Origin of the sequence: Erythrobacter sp. NE805, assembly GCF_046452355.1 — a bacterium.
Taxonomy (GTDB): Bacteria; Pseudomonadota; Alphaproteobacteria; order Sphingomonadales; family Sphingomonadaceae; genus Erythrobacter.
Genome location: NZ_JBKFDI010000001.1, coordinates 551,669 through 567,292 on the forward strand (window position 1 = coordinate 551,669; position 15,624 = coordinate 567,292).

Annotated in this window: 15 protein-coding genes and 1 riboswitch; of the genes, 4 read left to right on the forward strand and 11 right to left on the reverse strand. The window is 71.3% G+C overall.

Annotated features, from left to right (window positions below):
* Positions 1-28: 28 nt before the first annotated feature.
* Positions 29-457, reverse strand: coding sequence for a COG3650 family protein (locus ACLBKU_RS02495; RefSeq protein WP_410177955.1), 429 nt, complete (start codon positions 455-457; stop codon positions 29-31).
* A 75-nt stretch (positions 458-532) separates the two neighbouring features.
* Here ACLBKU_RS02495 and ACLBKU_RS02500 point away from each other — a divergent pair, with 75 nt between their 5' ends.
* Together ACLBKU_RS02500 and ACLBKU_RS02505 are read left to right on the forward strand one after the other, a co-directional pair.
* Positions 533-1,759 (forward strand): FAD-binding domain-containing protein, encoded by a 1,227-nt coding sequence (locus ACLBKU_RS02500; protein ID WP_410177956.1) that lies wholly within the window; start codon positions 533-535, stop codon positions 1,757-1,759.
* A gap of 71 nt (positions 1,760-1,830) precedes the next feature.
* Positions 1,831-3,051 carry a hypothetical protein gene (locus ACLBKU_RS02505; RefSeq protein WP_410177957.1) on the forward strand — a complete coding sequence of 407 codons (1,221 nt, stop codon included), beginning with the start codon at positions 1,831-1,833 and terminating at the stop codon, positions 3,049-3,051.
* A gap of 18 nt (positions 3,052-3,069) precedes the next feature.
* On the opposite strand, the gene ACLBKU_RS02510 is transcribed toward ACLBKU_RS02505, so the two are convergent.
* The 8 genes from ACLBKU_RS02510 to thiC form a co-directional block, all read right to left on the reverse strand.
* Entirely contained in the window at positions 3,070-3,423 is a 354-nt protein-coding gene (locus ACLBKU_RS02510) for an HPF/RaiA family ribosome-associated protein (RefSeq protein ID WP_410177958.1), read from the reverse strand.
* Between the two features lie 79 nt (positions 3,424-3,502).
* Positions 3,503-3,730, reverse strand: coding sequence for a hypothetical protein (locus ACLBKU_RS02515; RefSeq protein WP_410177959.1), 228 nt, complete (start codon positions 3,728-3,730; stop codon positions 3,503-3,505).
* A gap of 103 nt (positions 3,731-3,833) precedes the next feature.
* Entirely contained in the window at positions 3,834-4,046 is a 213-nt protein-coding gene (locus ACLBKU_RS02520; RefSeq protein ID WP_410177960.1) for a cold-shock protein, read from the reverse strand.
* Positions 4,047-4,312: 266 nt separating this feature from the next.
* Positions 4,313-5,005, reverse strand: a complete 693-nt coding sequence (locus ACLBKU_RS02525) for a hypothetical protein (RefSeq protein WP_410177961.1) — start codon at positions 5,003-5,005, stop codon at positions 4,313-4,315.
* Positions 5,006-5,179: 174 nt separating this feature from the next.
* Positions 5,180-5,800 carry a hypothetical protein gene (locus ACLBKU_RS02530; protein WP_410177962.1) on the reverse strand — a complete coding sequence of 207 codons (621 nt, stop codon included), beginning with the start codon at positions 5,798-5,800 and terminating at the stop codon, positions 5,180-5,182.
* A 118-nt stretch (positions 5,801-5,918) separates the two neighbouring features.
* Complete coding sequence (locus ACLBKU_RS02535) at positions 5,919-7,601, reverse strand: GMC oxidoreductase (protein ID WP_410177963.1); 1,683 nt, start codon at positions 7,599-7,601, stop codon at positions 5,919-5,921.
* A 103-nt stretch (positions 7,602-7,704) separates the two neighbouring features.
* Complete coding sequence (locus ACLBKU_RS02540) at positions 7,705-8,193, reverse strand: Rid family hydrolase (protein WP_410177964.1); 489 nt, start codon at positions 8,191-8,193, stop codon at positions 7,705-7,707.
* Between the two features lie 139 nt (positions 8,194-8,332).
* Positions 8,333-10,204, reverse strand: a complete 1,872-nt coding sequence (thiC, locus tag ACLBKU_RS02545; protein WP_410177965.1) for a phosphomethylpyrimidine synthase ThiC — start codon at positions 10,202-10,204, stop codon at positions 8,333-8,335.
* A 39-nt stretch (positions 10,205-10,243) separates the two neighbouring features.
* Positions 10,244-10,351, reverse strand: a riboswitch (TPP riboswitch).
* A gap of 94 nt (positions 10,352-10,445) precedes the next feature.
* Between thiC and ACLBKU_RS02550 the strand changes: the two genes are divergently transcribed.
* Positions 10,446-12,281 (forward strand): patatin-like phospholipase family protein, encoded by a 1,836-nt coding sequence (locus ACLBKU_RS02550; RefSeq protein ID WP_410177966.1) that lies wholly within the window; start codon positions 10,446-10,448, stop codon positions 12,279-12,281.
* Here the strand turns inward: ACLBKU_RS02550 and ACLBKU_RS02555 are convergent.
* Both ACLBKU_RS02555 and ACLBKU_RS02560 read right to left on the reverse strand, forming a co-directional pair.
* Positions 12,264-13,361, reverse strand: a complete 1,098-nt coding sequence (locus ACLBKU_RS02555) for an acyltransferase family protein (RefSeq protein ID WP_410177967.1) — start codon at positions 13,359-13,361, stop codon at positions 12,264-12,266. The genes ACLBKU_RS02550 and ACLBKU_RS02555 overlap by 18 nt on opposite strands.
* A 32-nt stretch (positions 13,362-13,393) precedes the next feature.
* Entirely contained in the window at positions 13,394-14,671 is a 1,278-nt protein-coding gene (locus tag ACLBKU_RS02560) for an amidohydrolase family protein (RefSeq protein WP_410177968.1), read from the reverse strand.
* 163 nt (positions 14,672-14,834) lie between these two features.
* Between ACLBKU_RS02560 and ACLBKU_RS02565 the strand changes: the two genes are divergently transcribed.
* Positions 14,835-15,611, forward strand: coding sequence for a DUF2059 domain-containing protein (locus tag ACLBKU_RS02565; RefSeq protein WP_410177969.1), 777 nt, complete (start codon positions 14,835-14,837; stop codon positions 15,609-15,611).
* Positions 15,612-15,624 lie beyond the last annotated feature (13 nt).

Consider the following 15,624-nt stretch of genomic DNA (forward strand, 5'->3'; position numbering starts at 1 on the left):
TGTCTCTCCCCTTCGTGCCCGGCGCGTCTCAGGGCGCCTCGTCGCCGCTGAACGGCTGGCTGGTGGTATAGCCGCAGCCCGCGAATGTCTCGCCCCCCAAAGCGATAGTGGCGACAAAGGGGAAGCGCCGGTCGCTCATCCCGTCCGAGCAGGTCCCCGGCGTGAGCGTCGCGGTGAAGGGCTTGCCGCCGAGCGTGCCGGAAAAGCCCAGACCATTGTTCCCGGCGAAGCGGGTGAGCGCGAGCCGCGTGCCGGGCTGGTTGTCGGGCGTGCTCCAGGTGCCCTCGCCGCCCTCGATCCTGAGGTTCCAGAAGGGCTCGGTGCCGAGCATGGTGACGGTCTCGGAAGGCGCGACCTTGTCGAAGGCCCTCGCCTCGGGGTCGATGCCGTCGTGCTGCTTGGCCGGGGCGCAGGCGGCGAGGAGCAGCAGGAGCGGGATCGCGGGGGAGCGGGTCATGGGGCACGGTCTCCTTGCCGGGGCGGCGCGCGAGGATAGGCCGGAACCGGCGCCCCGCCAAGGCATTGGGCGCGCATGCACTTCATCCCGACCCGCGCCGCCGGCCTCGCCCGGCTCGCCGCCTTCACCCCCGCCGCCGGCCGTCGCTACGCCGAGACCCGCAACGCCGACGACGGTCCCGCCGAAGGCGGGCGCGGCAACGTCTCGCAGCTCTCGCCGTGGCTCCACGCCGGACTGCTGGGGACCCGCGAGGTGCTCGAGGCGGTGCTCCGCGAGCACGGCCCGCGCGCGTCCGAGAAATTCGTCGCCGAGGTGTTCTGGCGCATCTACTTCAAGGGCTACCTCGAGCAGCGCCCCGCGATCTGGGAGGACTATCGCAAGGGCCGCGACGGGGCCCTCGCCGCTCTCGATGCCAATGCCGGCCTGCGCAAGGCCTATGCCGAGGCCGTGGAAGGGCGCACCGGGATCGCGGCCTTCGATGTCTGGGCGAAGGAACTGGTCGCCACCGGCTACCTCCACAACCACGCGCGGATGTGGTTCGCGAGCATCTGGATCTTCACCCTGAAGCTCGACTGGCAGCTGGGGGCGGATTTCTTCCTGCGGCACCTGATCGACGCCGACGCCGCCTCGAACACGCTGTCGTGGCGCTGGGTCGCGGGGCTGCACACCCGGGGCAAGCACTACCTCGCGCGGGCCGAGAACATCGCCCGCTACACGGCGGGACGGCCCGAGGGGCCGCTCGCTGCCGAGGGCCTCGACGAAGACGCCGCGCCGCTCAGCGAGCCGCAGGAATTCCCGCGCCGCGGGCTCGACCTGCCCGCCCAGGCGACGGCGGCCGACCTCGCCGCGCCCTTCGCGCTGCTTCTCCACGACGAGGCCGCGCATCACGCGCCCCTCGCCCTGCCGGCGCGCCCGGCGCTGGTGATCGGCGCGAGCCGGCCCGCGGTGCGCTCACCCGGTACCGTCGCGCCCCTCGCCCGCAGCTTCGCCGAGCAGGCGGTCGCGGGCGGCATCGCCGAGGCGGCGCAGGACCTCGGCTGCCCGGCGGTGGAGTGGCGCGCGGGCGAGCCGCTCGCCCCGCTGCTTGCGGCGGCGGGGGTCGAGCGCATCGCCCTCCCCTACCTCCCGACCGGATGGACCCGCGACGCGCTGTGGCCCGACCTCGCCCCGCTCAGCGACAAGGGCCGCGTCGTCACCCTCCTCGCCGATCTCGACCGCGCCACCTGGCCGCTCGCCAAGGCCGGGTTCTTCGGCGTCGCCAAGGCAATCGATGGCATCCTCGAAGCGGCGGCAATCGGCTGACAGCCTAAACGGGCTCTTAAGGATGATGCGCTAGGCTTCGCGCGACCAACCTGCCCGAGGCGCTCGCGTTCATGCTCTACCCCAACAGCCTGCAAGCCGTGCTGCTGTTCGACCGGGCCCTGCCCGATCTCGACGCGATGATGCGCGACTTCACGCGCATCGAGGCGATGCGCAGCGGGACGACCTTCTCCCCCAACGAGACGATCCCCGGCCGCCTCCACCGCCTGTTCGTCCCCGGCGAGGAGCTCAACGTCAGCTTCGAGCTGATGAACGGGCCGCCCAAGATGCAGGTGCTCGCCCCCGCGCTGGGCTCGGCCTATATCGGCATCGTCACGCCCGACATCCGCCAGCGCGTCGCCCGCGCGGCGAGCCACGTGATCATCGAGGTCTCGCACGGCGTGCTCGCCGGGGTCGAGGCGATCCCGGGCGTCGCGAAGATGATGGGCGAGCTCGGCATGGCGCGCGCCGGGGCGACCCGCGCGGAGTTCGAGCGGCGGCTCGGCGTGCTCGCGCTCGCGGCGCGGGTCGCGATCGACCACACGATGCCGGTCGCGGTGCACTGGACCCAGTCGGACCAGCTGGTGAGCGGCGAGGCCTTCGACCACCTCGCGGGGATGGAGGGCGTGCCCGGCCCCTTGCACATCCACCCCTACCTGTTCGGCCCCCGCCCGGCGCCGGGCGAGGAGCAGCTCGTCGGTTTCCGCACTTTCGGCGCGCGGCACTGGCTGGGGCGCGAGATCATCGTCCAGCCCAACGTGCTGCCGTGGGACGCCAACCTCGACACGGTGTTCGCCTTCCTCAGGCTCGCGACCATGCCGAACGGCTACGTCATCCCGCATGGCGACACCTTCGGCCCTGAGGACCGCAGCCTCTCCTACAAGGTGCTCCACCACGCGGTCGGCGACGATATCGGCTACCAGGAGCCCGAGCCGGCGGACGTGCCGTTCTACGAGCTGTTGCCGCTGAAGCACCTCGCCCACGGTTTCGTCGCGCCCGCGCACGTGCCCGAGGCCAACGCCTTCGACGATCGCGCCTTCCCGGTCGGCCTCATGCCCGAGGACCAGGACGCGAAGGCCGCGCTCGCCAACGAGTGGGCCGAGAAGCGCCGCCTCGCCGAGGGCGTCGGCGGGCGCTTCGAGGTGCGCGCGGCGGGCCCCGAGGGCGCCGCGCCGCCCGATCCGCCGAGCCCGCCGCCCGCGCCGGTCAGCGCCCCCACCCCGAGCCAGCCCGGAATGCCGGGGCTCAGCGGGCGGGGCCTCAGGGCGCGGGTGTTCGGGCGCAAGGGGCTCTAGGGCCCCCGCGCCCGCCGGTCAGATCTGCTTTTCGGGCGAGGGGTCGCGGCGATGCCGCTCGGCCTTGCCGAAGATCCGCCCGAGCCGCTCGGCCATGATGTTCGCCGCGATCCGCGCCGCGGCATCGACGTTGCTCGCCTTGCCGGTCACCCCGATCGGACGGCTGCCGCGCGGGCGCGCCTCGATCGTGCAGTGCTTGTCGTCGGCACCGTGCTTGGCGCTGTTGACGTCCGCGACATGCACCTCGAGCCGGGTCAGCCGGTCCTCGTAGCGGGCGAGCTTCTGGCGCACCTGCGCCTCGATCCGGGCCGCGACGTTCCGGGTGCCCGTCAGCGAGCTGTTGGTGTTGAACTGGAAGTGCATGGTGCTCATGGCCCTCATCTCCTTCTGCCGTCAGTCACCTGTTGCCCGAAGACAATATGGGCCGTGCGGGCCCCTCTTGCCAGTCCGTTCAGGTGGGCCGTTCGGCAGCAAGGGCGTCTTCCGCCGCGCGGCGTTCGAGGCGCTGGGCGTCAGCCTTGAGGCGCTCCTCGGCGATCTTGCGGGCGTGCTCGGCAAGGCCGCGCCAAGTCCGCTCGGAGCGCAGCTCGCGCTCGCGGACGTTGTCGAGAGTCGCCTCTTCGGCAAGTGCGGCGGCCGCGTCGGCGCGCTCGCAGTAGAATTCGTAGGTCTGGGCCATCGGGGACATCCTGCCGGGAGGGGGGGGGGGGGAGGCGGGATTCGCAGGCGTATTGGAAAAGGGGCGGGACGCGCGCGGCGCCCCGCCCCCTGAAGTCGCTGGATCAGGCAGCCGTCAGGTTCACGGCGCTTTCCTTGCCGTTGCGGCCGCGCTCGAGGTCGTAGCTCACGCGCTGGTCTTTATCGAGGCTGTGCATCCCGGCGGCCTGCACGGCGGTGATGTGGACGAAGCTGTCCGACGAGCCGTCGTCGGGCTGGATGAAGCCGTAGCCCTTCTCGGTGTTGAAGAACTTCACGGTTCCGGTCTTGGTCGTCATGGGATGTTCCTTTCAAGAACAAACATCTGGTCCTCGCGACATGCGAGGAGGGAGTGCGTCGTATCGTCCGATGAAAGGAAGTCGTCGTCTGGGTAACGCCGCGAAGGGCCGGAGCCGGAGCGGAGAGGCGCAAAGTCGGAAGTCCGTCGCAAATTTCGACGTCAGCACGGGACTTATACCACAGCTTTGCCGGTTCGCCTAATCGGCCTGCCGCAAAGGCAGCCGCGCCCGGCCGGAAAGCGGACAAAGCGGACACCCTGTCCGCTTCACACATCCCAGCCATTGCCCTGTAATTGCTGCATGATTTCCTCGTCCGACAGGCCGGACGGACAGTGGGGATCGGCGCGGCGCGCACCCTGCGCGGCGCTGCCGGGCACGAAGCGGTGCAGCGCCTCGATCTCGCCCGGCTCGTCCACATCGCGCGCGCCGGTCTCGACCGCCTCCCCCGCCTCCACCTTCGCGAGCAGGCTCTCGAAATCACGCGCGTGGCGCTCGGCCGTCGGCCCCAGTCGCCCGAAGCCGGGATTGCCGCCCTGCGTGAACCGCCCGAGCAGCGCCACCGTCAGGCGCTCGTCGAAGCGGCGATAAGTGTGGACCAGCTCGCCCTTGTAGAACACCGGGACCTCGACGCCGTTGAGGGCGCGCTCCAGCGCGGTGTGGGCGAGCACGTCGTAGGAGTGGTGGAACGCCACTTCCCAGGCGAGGTCGAAGGGCCCGCCCTTGAGCCGCGAGCGCAGACGATAGGCCGACTGGCGCGACTTGCCGACCGAACGCGCGGCCTCCGAGACCGAATGGGTCGCGGAGAGCGCGCGCAGGAAGGCAGCCTGCACGTCGAGCGGCCAGCCGTCATGCCGCTTGGCGCGCTCCGGCGGGGCGTCCGAAGGGGCGGTGGCGGGGACAGCACGGAGCCGGGGCGCGGCGGGGCTGCGGGGCGGGCAAGGGGTCTGGGCGCGGGTCATCGCGGGAGAGTGTCCGGCCGCCGCCGAGTAGGAAAGGGGTCGCACGCGTGCCGCCCGCGCCCCCCCGGCAAATGCAGAAGGCCCTCTCCCGCCGGGGGAGAGGGCCTTCACCCGGTGATGCGCGAGGCTCGCTTCGGGGGGCTTGGGCTTGCGCCCACGCGGCCGGGGATCGCGTCAGGGTCGGCGCGGGTCGTGCTCGCCGGGGAGCCCGCGCGGCGCCTCGTCGCTGCGGCGGCCGCGTTCGTCTTCGTAGTTCCCTGCGCGCTCGTCGGCGCGGCGGTCCGCGTAGGAGCCGGTGCCGAGGTCGTCCTCCGCGCGGCGCGGACGGATCTGCTCGCCCGGCCCGCCATGATCGAGGCCCTGCTGGTTCTGCCCCGCCGGGTTGCCGGCCTGCTTGGCCGCGGGGTCTTCGAGGTGGCGCGGATCGGCCTCGAGCGGCTGGAACACGCTCCCCCCGCCGGGCGCCGACTGCGTCTCGCGGATCGCGTCGCCATGCTGCGTCGGCCCGCGCTGGCGGCTGGTCGGGTGCTGGTCGCCCGAGCGGGACGCGGCGCCCTGGTCGATGACATAGTCGCTGTTGTCCTGCTGGCGCTGCTCGTCCGAGCCCGCGCGCAGCGGCTGGTAGGTCGAGCCCTCGTGCGGCGCGGCGGTCATGTGGCCGCGATCGTCGAGCCCGTGCTCGGCATCGACCGCCGGCTTCTCCGCCGCCTGCTGGTTGGCACGATTGCGCTCGGGGGTCTGGTTGTTCAGCCCGTCGTCCCGGCGGTCGCCGCGCATGTCCTTGTTGATGGCCATGATGATCTCTCCTCATGCGATGGAGAGACTATGCGGCAGATGGAGCGGGGGCGCGCTAACGTGGGAGGGTAACCGGGCTTGCCGGCGTGCCGACGCCTTCGGCGATGCCGTGCCCGCTTCAGGCGGCCACGGGCGAGGAGGCCGCGACGGGGATCGGCCCCGAGGAATGTGGCGCCGCCAGACGGTCGGCGAGGCGCAGCGCGAGCGCGACCGCCGTCAATGTCGGGTTCGCCTGGCCGGACGTCGGCAGCACCGCCGTGGAGGCTATCGAGAGATTGGGCGCCTCGAAGCTGCGCAACTGCGCGTCGACGATCCCTTCGCGCGGCCCTGCGGCCATGCGGGCGATCCCGATCTGGTGCGCCCCGTGGCGGGCCTGGCCCAGCACCGCGGCGGCGCGCTCGGCCGCGGGCACGCGGTAGTGCAGCGAGGCGAACCCTGCCTCGGCGAGCCAGGCTTCGAGCAGGTCATGGGTCCGGACGATCGAATCCGCATCCCGTTCCGAAAAGCGCAGGTCGATGCGCAAGCACGGCACCCCCAGCCGGTCGCGCGATCCCGACAGGGTGACGCGGCTGTCGGGGTTGGGCCATTGTTCGCTGTGATACTGGAGGCCGTAGCGCCCTGCCGGATTGCGGATGAAGAGGCCCGGCAGGCGGGTTGTCCGGTCATAGCGCTTGCGCAGGAAATCCACGCCGAAGGCCGCCGTCGCAGGCAGGCCTGACATGACGTTGAGCAGGTGGCGGGGAATGGGCGAATCCTCGGGGGTGAGGTTGGCGAGCCGCAGCTTCTCGGCGATCAGCAGCCGGGCGACCGGCTTCATCCGCATCACCAGCCAGATCATCGAGAGGATCGCGCTGCCGTGGGCGGCATGGCCGATCTGCGGCACGACCGGCCAGAAGGCGCAGTTGAGCAGGCGATGCTCGATCTGGAGCGCATCGGCCGGAACGATGCGGCGACGCACGTAAGACCCGTGCGCATCGACGCGGAAATCGAAAGCACTCGCAAGGGCAGGGTCCTCGAAGCGGATATCCGCGATCTCGCCCGTGACATGCCCCATGTAATAGCGTCCGAGCGGACCCTCGGCGCCTCCGAAACGGCCCGGTGCGTCGAGCTGGGCCGCGAGCAGCAGGCGCACCGTCTCGAGCCCGCCTCCGGCCAGCACCACTTCGTTGACGGGCAGGCGCCGCTGCTCGCCCGAGCGCGTGTCGCAGATGGCGAGCGCGGCGACGCGGCCGTCCGCGAACTCGAGGCCGGTCACCGTCACATGGGTGCGCAGGTGGAGCAGCGCGTCGCGCGCGATGGCATCGGCATGGATCCGCTGCGCCTGCTGCACGTTCGCCCAGCGCTCGAGGGGCGTCGCATCGAAATCGGGGCCGGCTCCCGCGAGGGGCCCTGACGCCGCCTCGCGGTAGACCGGCGCGCCCGAGGCCGTGGCGGCCACCGCATCGCCCAGGTAGCGCGCGATCACGTCGTAGGCGATCGGCCAGGACGCCCCCACCCAGGGCCGCTCGGCAAAGTCGATCGGATCGTAGGGCAGGCACCGGGCGCCCCACAGGTTGGACGTGCCGCCCAGCCGGCGCGCGGTGGCGATCATCAGGTCATCGTGCACGTCTTCGTCGACGCGCTCGGCCTGCGCGAGCGCTTGCACCTGCGGATCGGCTGCCACGCCGCCGGATTCCAGCAGCAGCACCGGCACGCCCTGCGCAGCGAGCCGGGTCGCGAGCGCGAGCCCGACAGGGCCGCTCCCGACCACGCAGACCTGCTGCGGCACTGCCTCGATCCCGTCCAGCCCATCGGCAATCATGCTGTCGCGCCCTTCATGCCCTGTTCCCGGCTCAAGCCCTTGCTGCGCTCCCCTCGATTGCGGGAAAGCCGCCGCGGATCAATAGGCCTCTTCGGCGCTGGCGTCAGCGCCGGCCACCGGCAGGGGAGACCCTGCGCACCGTCAGCTTGATCTCGGTCACGGCAGTTGGCTCGTAGAGCTCGGTGACGCCCACCGCCGTCCACGCCGGGAAGGGGGCCTTGATGTAGCGGTTCTTGACCGGGACCAGTGCGTCCAGCTGTTTCGCCATGTTGGTGCCGGCGTGGAAAGTGTCGAACACCAGCACGTCGTCCCACGTGGCGCCGAGGCGCTTCAGGATCGCGTCGAGCCGCGCGAAGGCGCGTTCGTAGGCGGGGCCGAGGTCGGTCTCGCCCTCGCGCGGGGCGGCGACCACGCCCGAGAGGTAGATGGTGTCGCCATGCACCACCGCATCCGAGAACCCCACCGCCTCCTGGAAGGCGCGGGCCTCGGGGTTCTCGGGCATGATGGTGGTCTTGGGCTCGCCGGCCTGCGCGGCGGTGGCGACGGTGAGCGCGAGTGCGAGCGCGGCGGCGCGGATGATGGTGCGGTGCATGGTGGTTCCCTCCCCCTTCGGATGGAGAAGGAGTACCCACCCCCGACCCCTCCCGCAAGCGGGAGGGGAGAGGAACGGAAAAGCCCCTCCCGCTTGCCCCCGGCTTGCGCCGGGGCGGTTATCGGGGTTGGGGTGGGCCTCAATCGTGCTCGCGGTCCCCCGCGCCCACGTAGAGCTGGCGCCCCACCTCGTGGTACCTGGCGCTCATTTCCGCCATGCCCCTCTCGGCCTCCTCCTCGCCCGCGACGAAGGTCTCGATCCCGGCGTTCTGCTTCGCGGCGAAGTCGCGCACTTCCTGCGTGATCTTCATCGAGCAGAACTTCGGCCCGCACATCGAGCAGAAATGCGCCGACTTGGCGCCTTCCGCAGGGAGCGTCTGGTCGTGGTATTGCTCGGCGGTTTCGGGGTCGAGGCTGAGGTTGAACTGGTCGCGCCAGCGGAACTCGAAGCGGGCCTTGGAGAGCGCATCGTCGCGCACCTGCGCCGCGGGATGCCCCTTGGCGAGGTCGGCGGCGTGGGCGGCGAGCTTGTAGGTCACCACGCCCACCTTCACATCGTCCCGGTCGGGCAGGCCCAAGTGCTCCTTGGGGGTGACGTAGCAGAGCATCGCGGTGCCGTACCACCCGATCTGTGCAGCCCCGATGCCGCTGGTGATGTGGTCGTAGCCCGGCGCGATGTCGGTGACGAGCGGGCCCAAGGTGTAGAACGGCGCCTCGCCGCAGGCCTCGAGTTGCTTTTCCATGTTCTGCTTGATCTTGTGCATGGGCACGTGGCCGGGGCCTTCGATCATCACCTGCACGTCCTGCTCCCAGGCGCGCTTGGTGAGTTCGCCCAGCGTGTAGAGCTCGGCGAATTGCGCCTCGTCGTTGGCGTCGCGGATCGAGCCGGGGCGCAACCCGTCGCCGAGCGAATAGGCGATGTCATAGGCCTTCATGATTGCGGTGATCTCGTCGAAGTGCTCGTAGAGGAAGCTCTCCTTGTGGTGCGCGAGGCACCACTTGGCCATGATCGAGCCGCCACGGCTGACGATCCCGGTGACGCGCTTGGCGGTGAGCGGGATGTAGGGGAGGCGCACCCCGGCGTGGATCGTGAAGTAGTCGACGCCCTGCTCGGCCTGCTCGATCAGCGTGTCGCGGAAGATTTCCCAGGTCAGCTCCTCGGCGATGCCGCCGACCTTTTCGAGCGCCTGGTAGATGGGGACGGTGCCGACGGGCACGGCGGAATTGCGGATGATCCATTCGCGGGTGTCGTGGATGTTGCGGCCCGTCGAGAGGTCCATGATCGTGTCCGCGCCCCAGCGGGTCGCCCAGACCATCTTGTCGACCTCCTGCGCGACGTCGCTCGCCACGGCGGAGTTGCCGATATTGGCGTTGATCTTGACGAGGAAGTTGCGCCCGATCGCCATCGGCTCGGATTCAGGGTGGTTGATGTTGGAGGGGATGATCGCCCGGCCCCTTGCCACCTCCGACCTGACGAATTCGGGGGTGATGACGTCCGGGATTTCCGCGCCCCAGCTCTCGCCGTCGCGGATCAGATCCCTGGCGATTTCGCGCCCCAAATTCTCGCGCTCGGCGACATATTCCATCTCGGGGGTGATGATGCCGCGGCGGGCGTAGTGCATTTGCGTCACGTTCATCCCCGCCTTGGCCCGGAGGGGCCGCTTCACGGTGTTCGGGAACTGCGCGACACCGCCCGAGCGGTCGGGGCCGAGGCGGCCGTTGTCCTCCGGCTTCACCTCTCGTCCGTCATAGGCCTCGACATCGCCGCGGGCGAGGATCCAATCGCGGCGCAGCGGGGCGAGGCCAGCGCTGATGTCGATGACCGCTTGCGGATCGGTGTAGGGGCCCGAGGTGTCGTAGACACGCACCGGGGGCTCGCCGCCCTCGAGGTCGATCTCGCGCATCGCGACGCGGATGCCGCTGCCGGTGCGCGCGCCGACGTAGACCTTGCGGCTGCCGCGGATCGGCCCGGTGGTGACGCCGATTTCGACGGGGGAATTGATGTCGGCCATGTGCGTGTCTCTCTCCAACGGGCGGAAAGGGGGCGCACGTGGCGACGCCAGCCCGCTCCCTCCGCCGATGCTAATCGGTTCAGGTTCAACGGGTCGGGCGATGCTAACCGCCCCTCTCAGCCTGAGCAGGCTCCCCGGGGATGGGGAGGCAATAGCCGCCCGCCACCGCGAAATCCATTTGTTTTGCGACGCCCCGGCGTTGGGCTAGGCTCGCGCGTTCAGGGGAGTCGCGGGAGCGAGGGTGAGCGCAGGGGTGAACGAGGCGGGGGACAGCACGGGCGCGGGCACCGATCCGCTCGCCAAGGTCGAGGCCTTCGCCGGGCTCTCGCCCGAGGTGCGCGCGGCGCTCGCCGCCCGCGCGCGGCTCGTGGCGGTGCGCGGAGGCGAGTGCCTCGTGCGCCACGGCGAGGCGGCCGACACGCTCTACATCGTCGCCACCGGGCGCTTCCACGTGATCCTGCCCGGTGGGCGCGTCGTCGCCGAGATCGAGGCGGGCGAGCCGGTCGGCGAGCTCGCCTTCTTCGCCGGGGGCACCCGCACCGCCGACGTGCGCGCGGCGCGCGACAGCTCGGTCTATGCCCTGACCCGCGAGGCATGGCGCGCGGTCACCGACGATCACCGCGAGATTGCCGACCGGGTGCTCGCCGCAATCGCCCGGCGGCTGGCGCGCACCACCGCGCACTCGGCGGCGATCCCCGCGCGGCCGGGGCGCGTCGTCGCGCTGCTCGCCGCGGGCGCGAGCCGCATCCCCGAGGGCCTGCCGCAGCGCCTTGCCGCGGCGCTCGCGGCCCACGAGGACGCGCGGCTGATCGGCCCCGCCGACCGCCCGCGCGGCCTCGCCCCCGACGGCGAGGCCTTCGGGCGTTGGATCGCGGGGCTCGAAGCGAGCGGGGCGCGCATCCTGCTCGCAGGGGACGGGGACGAGGACTGGAACCGCGCGATCGCCCGCAACGCCGACGACCTGCTGCTGATCGCCCCGCTCGCCGGGGCCGAGGCGGGGCTCTCGCCCCTCGAGACCGACGCCCTCGCCCGTTTCCGCCCCGAGGACCGCACGCTGGTGCTGTGGCGCGAGCGCGAGGCGGTGCCGATCGCCGGATCGGGCCGCTGGCTCGCGGGGCGCGGGGTCAAGCTCCACCACCATGTCGCGCTCGACGCAGGGCCAAGCATCGCCCGCCTCGCGCGCTTCCTCGCGGGCCGCGCCAATGGCGTGGTGCTGGCGGGGGGCGGCGCCTTGGGCTGCGCGCATCTGGGGGTGATGCAGGCGCTGATCGAGGCGGGGGTGCCGATCGACTTCTACGGCGGCACCAGCGCCGGGGCGGCGATGGCGGGCGCGCTGGCGATGGGGCTCAGTGCCGAGGAAACCCTCGCGCAGATGCAGGAGATGTTCATCGCTCAGAAGGCGATGCGGCGGGTGACCATCCCGGTGCACTCCTTCCTCGATGCGCGGGTGTTCGATGCGCAGCTGCGGCTTCGCTACGGGGAGCGCGACATCGCCGACCTGCCGTTCAACTACTTCGCGGTCTCGACCAATCTTTCGGTCAACCGCGTCCACGTCCACCGCCGCGGCCCTCTGTGGGAGGCGGTGCGCGCCTCGGGGAGCCTGCCGACGATCCTCCCGCCCTATGTCACCGCCGAGGGCGACATCCTGATCGACGGCGGGGTGCTCGACAACGTGCCGGTCGAGATCATGCGAAGCGCCAAGGCGGGGCCCAACGTGGTGGTCGCGCTCCACGCCAATGCGGGCGAGGCGTGGCGGATCGAGGCGGGCTACGGCGACGTGCGCACGCCCTTCGAGCTGCTGCGCGACATCGTCCTGCGGCGCCGGCCCGCACGGCGTTTCCCGAGCCTTGTCGAGGTGATGACCCGGGCGATGGTGGTCGCCTCCGAGGCCGCCGCCGAGGGCGCGCTCGCCAAGGCCGACGTGCTGCTGATCCCGCCGATCCCCGAAGGGATGCAGATCCTCGACTGGCACAAGGGCACCGCCGCCGCCGAGGCCGCACGGGCCTTCACCGCCGCCGCGATTGCTGAACGGCCCGAACTGGCGGCGATGCGCGCCGTGTCAGACGGAGAGGGTTGACGGGGCGCTGCGGCGCGCGCTCCACCAGCGCAGGATCGCGCGGTTGGCGGGGCGCTCGAAGGCGACGTAGGAGAGCCACCCCGCCCCGAAGCAGACTGCAAGGTAGGCGAAGAACATGGCCGGAGCTTGCCACACCTCGGGCGCGATCCCGAGCCTGTGCGCGAGCAGCAGCGCGGCAATCTGCAAGGGCACGTTCCACAGGTAGGTGCCGTAGGTGCTGTCGCCGATGAAGCGCAGGCGGCGGATCGGCGCTCCCCAGCGGCCGAGGTCGATGAGCGCCGCCCCGCCCACCAGCGCGATGGCGAGCGGCAGGACGAGGTTGCCGAGGCGCAGGCCGGGCACGAGGAGCGGCAGCGCGAGGCACGCCGCCGCCGCCGCCCCGGCAATCAGCGCGAGGTCGCGCACCGGCCGCAGGTGATGCCCGGCCACGTGGTAGAGCGCGCAGCCGATGAAGAAATACTGGACGCACTGCCAGATGCGCGGCGCGCCCGCGCCCAGCATCAGCATCGCCCCGGCAGCGGCGATGATCGCGAGCGGCCCGGCGATGCCGCCCCGCAGCAGCGGCTTCGCGACCAGCCAGAACAGCAGGTAGACGAGGATCTCGACCGACACCGACCAGATCGGTGCGTTGAACGACATCCCCCGCTCCAGCCCCCAGCCCGACGCGAGGAACAGGTTGAGGACGAAGTGCCAGGCGTCGTTGTTCCCGAAGATCAGCGGCGCGCCGAAGTCGGCGACCGCGATCGGCTGCAGGGCGGCGACGATCAGCAGCGTCACGAAATGCAGCGGATAGAGCCGCGCGAAGCGGCGCAGCACGAAGGTGCCGCCCGGCGTGTCCTTCCCGGCATAGACCTTCGCGAAGACGAAGCCGGAGATCATCCAGAACACCTGCACGGCCCAGTTGCCGTAGAGGTAGAAGGGGAACAGCCAGTCGTAGAGCGGCAGCTCCCCCGCCATGTCGCCGCCGTAGATGTCGAACACCCCGGGCGGGAACAGCATATGGCGGTAGTGATAGACGAGGATCGCGAAAGCGGCGAGCCCGCGCAGCACGTCGACCGCATGGTAGTGGTCCGGCCGCATCGGCCCGGCCGAAGGCTGCGCGGCCTCCATCGCTATTCGATCACCCGCCCGCGGACCATCACGAAGCCGACCTTCTCGAGCACGGTCACGTCCTTCAGCGGATTGCCCTCGACCGCGATGATGTCCGCCGAATAGCCCGGGGCAAGGCGGCCGATCTGGTTCTCCATGCCCAGCACCTTCGCCGCGCCGGTCGTCGCCGCGGCGAGCGCCTCGCGGTCGCTCATGCCCTGGGCGCGCATCAGCGCGAACTCCTGCGCATTGCGGCCGTGCTGGAACACGCCCGCGTCGGTGCCGAAGGCGATGGTGACGCCGTACTGCCGGGCGCGGGCGACGAGCGAGCCGATCACCGGCTGGGTCATGCGGATCTTCTCCTCGACCGTCGGGGTATAGACCCCCTTGCCGAGCCCCTCGGAGACGCCCTGAAAGGCCATCAGCGTCGGCACCAGCACCGTGCCGCGCTCGCGCATGGCCTTGGCGGCGGCCTCGTCGATGAAGGTGCCGTGCTCGATCGTGTCGATCCCGGCGCGCGCCGCCTGCTCGATCCCGCGCGCGCCGTGGGCGTGGGCCATGACCTTGAGCCCCAGCGAATGCGCGGTGTCGGCGATCGCCTTCATTTCCTCGAAAGTGAAGTGCGCTTCCAGGCCCCGGCCCTGCTGGCTGAGCACGCCGCCGGTCGCCGTGATCTTGATCACGTCCGCCCCGTTCTGGCTGGCGAGCCGCACCTTGGCGGCACATTCGACCGCGCCGGTGCAGTTGAAGCCGGTGTCGAGCAGCTCGTTGACCTCGGGGCGGAAGCCGTTGACGTCGGCATGGCCGCCGATGATCGAGAGCGCGGGGCCGGCGGCGACGATGCGTGGCCCCGGGATCAGCCCCTCGGCGGTGCCGCGGCGCAGCGAGAAGGCGGTCTCGCGCCCGCTCCCTGCCTCGCGTACCGTGGTGAAGCCGGCGAGCGCGGTGATCCGCGCGTTCTTGGCGCCGACGACCACGCCCCATTCCTCGGGCTCGGTGGTCGCTTTCCAGAAATCGCCGCCCGGATCGCCGGTGAGGTGGGTGTGGAGGTCGACGAGGCCGGGGAGCACGGTCTTGCCGCTGAGGTCGATCTCGCGATCGGCGGGAACCTCGTGGCCGGGGGTGATCGACACGATCCGGCCGCCCTCGACAAAGATCGTCGCCGGCCCGCTCGGCTCGCCCGCGGCGTCGGCGATGACGCTCCCGGCGCGGATCGCGACCGTCTCGGCCGCGAGCGGCGCGGCGATGAAGGCCCCCGCGAGCGCGGCGCCCGCGCCCAGGAGCTTGGCGAAGTGGTGCATCGGATTGTCCTCCCCTTGTCTGGATGCGGTGATGGCGCGGCTCGCTCGCCAAGGCAAGCGCTCAGCCGGGAAGGCTTTTTACGCCGCCCGCGCCGGGATTGGCTTGGCGCGGGCAGGGTTGACGCTATGGTCCTGTGCGCAGCAACAACAGGGGTTTGGCAGCTTGGCTTCTTCCTTCCCGCGTCCCGCGCTCGCGGCCGCGCTCGCATTCGCGCTGATGCCCGCCGCGGGCGAGGCCGCGCCCAACCGGCCGCCGGTCGAGGCCGCCTCCCCGGCGGCGGCGGAGGACCCCGCCTATGGCGAGCTCTTCGCGGCGATGCTCGATTCCGCGGACCAGCAGGCCGCCTATGACGGCATCGCCGCCTCGATCGCGCGCGAATATGCCAAGGTGCCCGAGATCGCCGCGCTCGAGGCCGCCAAGCCCGGGCTGATCGCCGCGATCGTCACTGGCCTGCGCCCGGCGCTGGTCTCCTACGGCGACCGGGTGCGCGCCCAATACCGCCCGCGGATGCTCGCCGCCTTCGCCCGCCACCTCAGCCCCGCCGAGGCGCGCGACATCGCCGAGCTCTACCGCTCGCCGATCGGGCGCAAGCTGATGGCCGCCATGTCGCGCAACGTGACCGCGGATTCGGTCGTCTCGGGCATCGGCACGGCGATGGCCGAGGGCAAGGACCCCAACGCGGTCGAGGTGAGCCGCAGCCAGGTCGAGGCCGACATGCGGCGCGCCACCGCCTCGGCGATGGGCGAGCTGACCCCGGCCGATTTCGAGGCGCTCGGCCAGATGGCGCGCAACAAGCCGGCGCTGTTCAAGCTCAACCTCGTGCGCGGCGACATCATGCAGCTGCGCACGGCGATGGAGAACGAGCCGCCCACGCCCGACGAGGAGAAGCGCATCGAGGCGGCGGTGATCGCCGCGATGACCGCGCACATGGGCGGCTAGGGGGGGGCGGCTA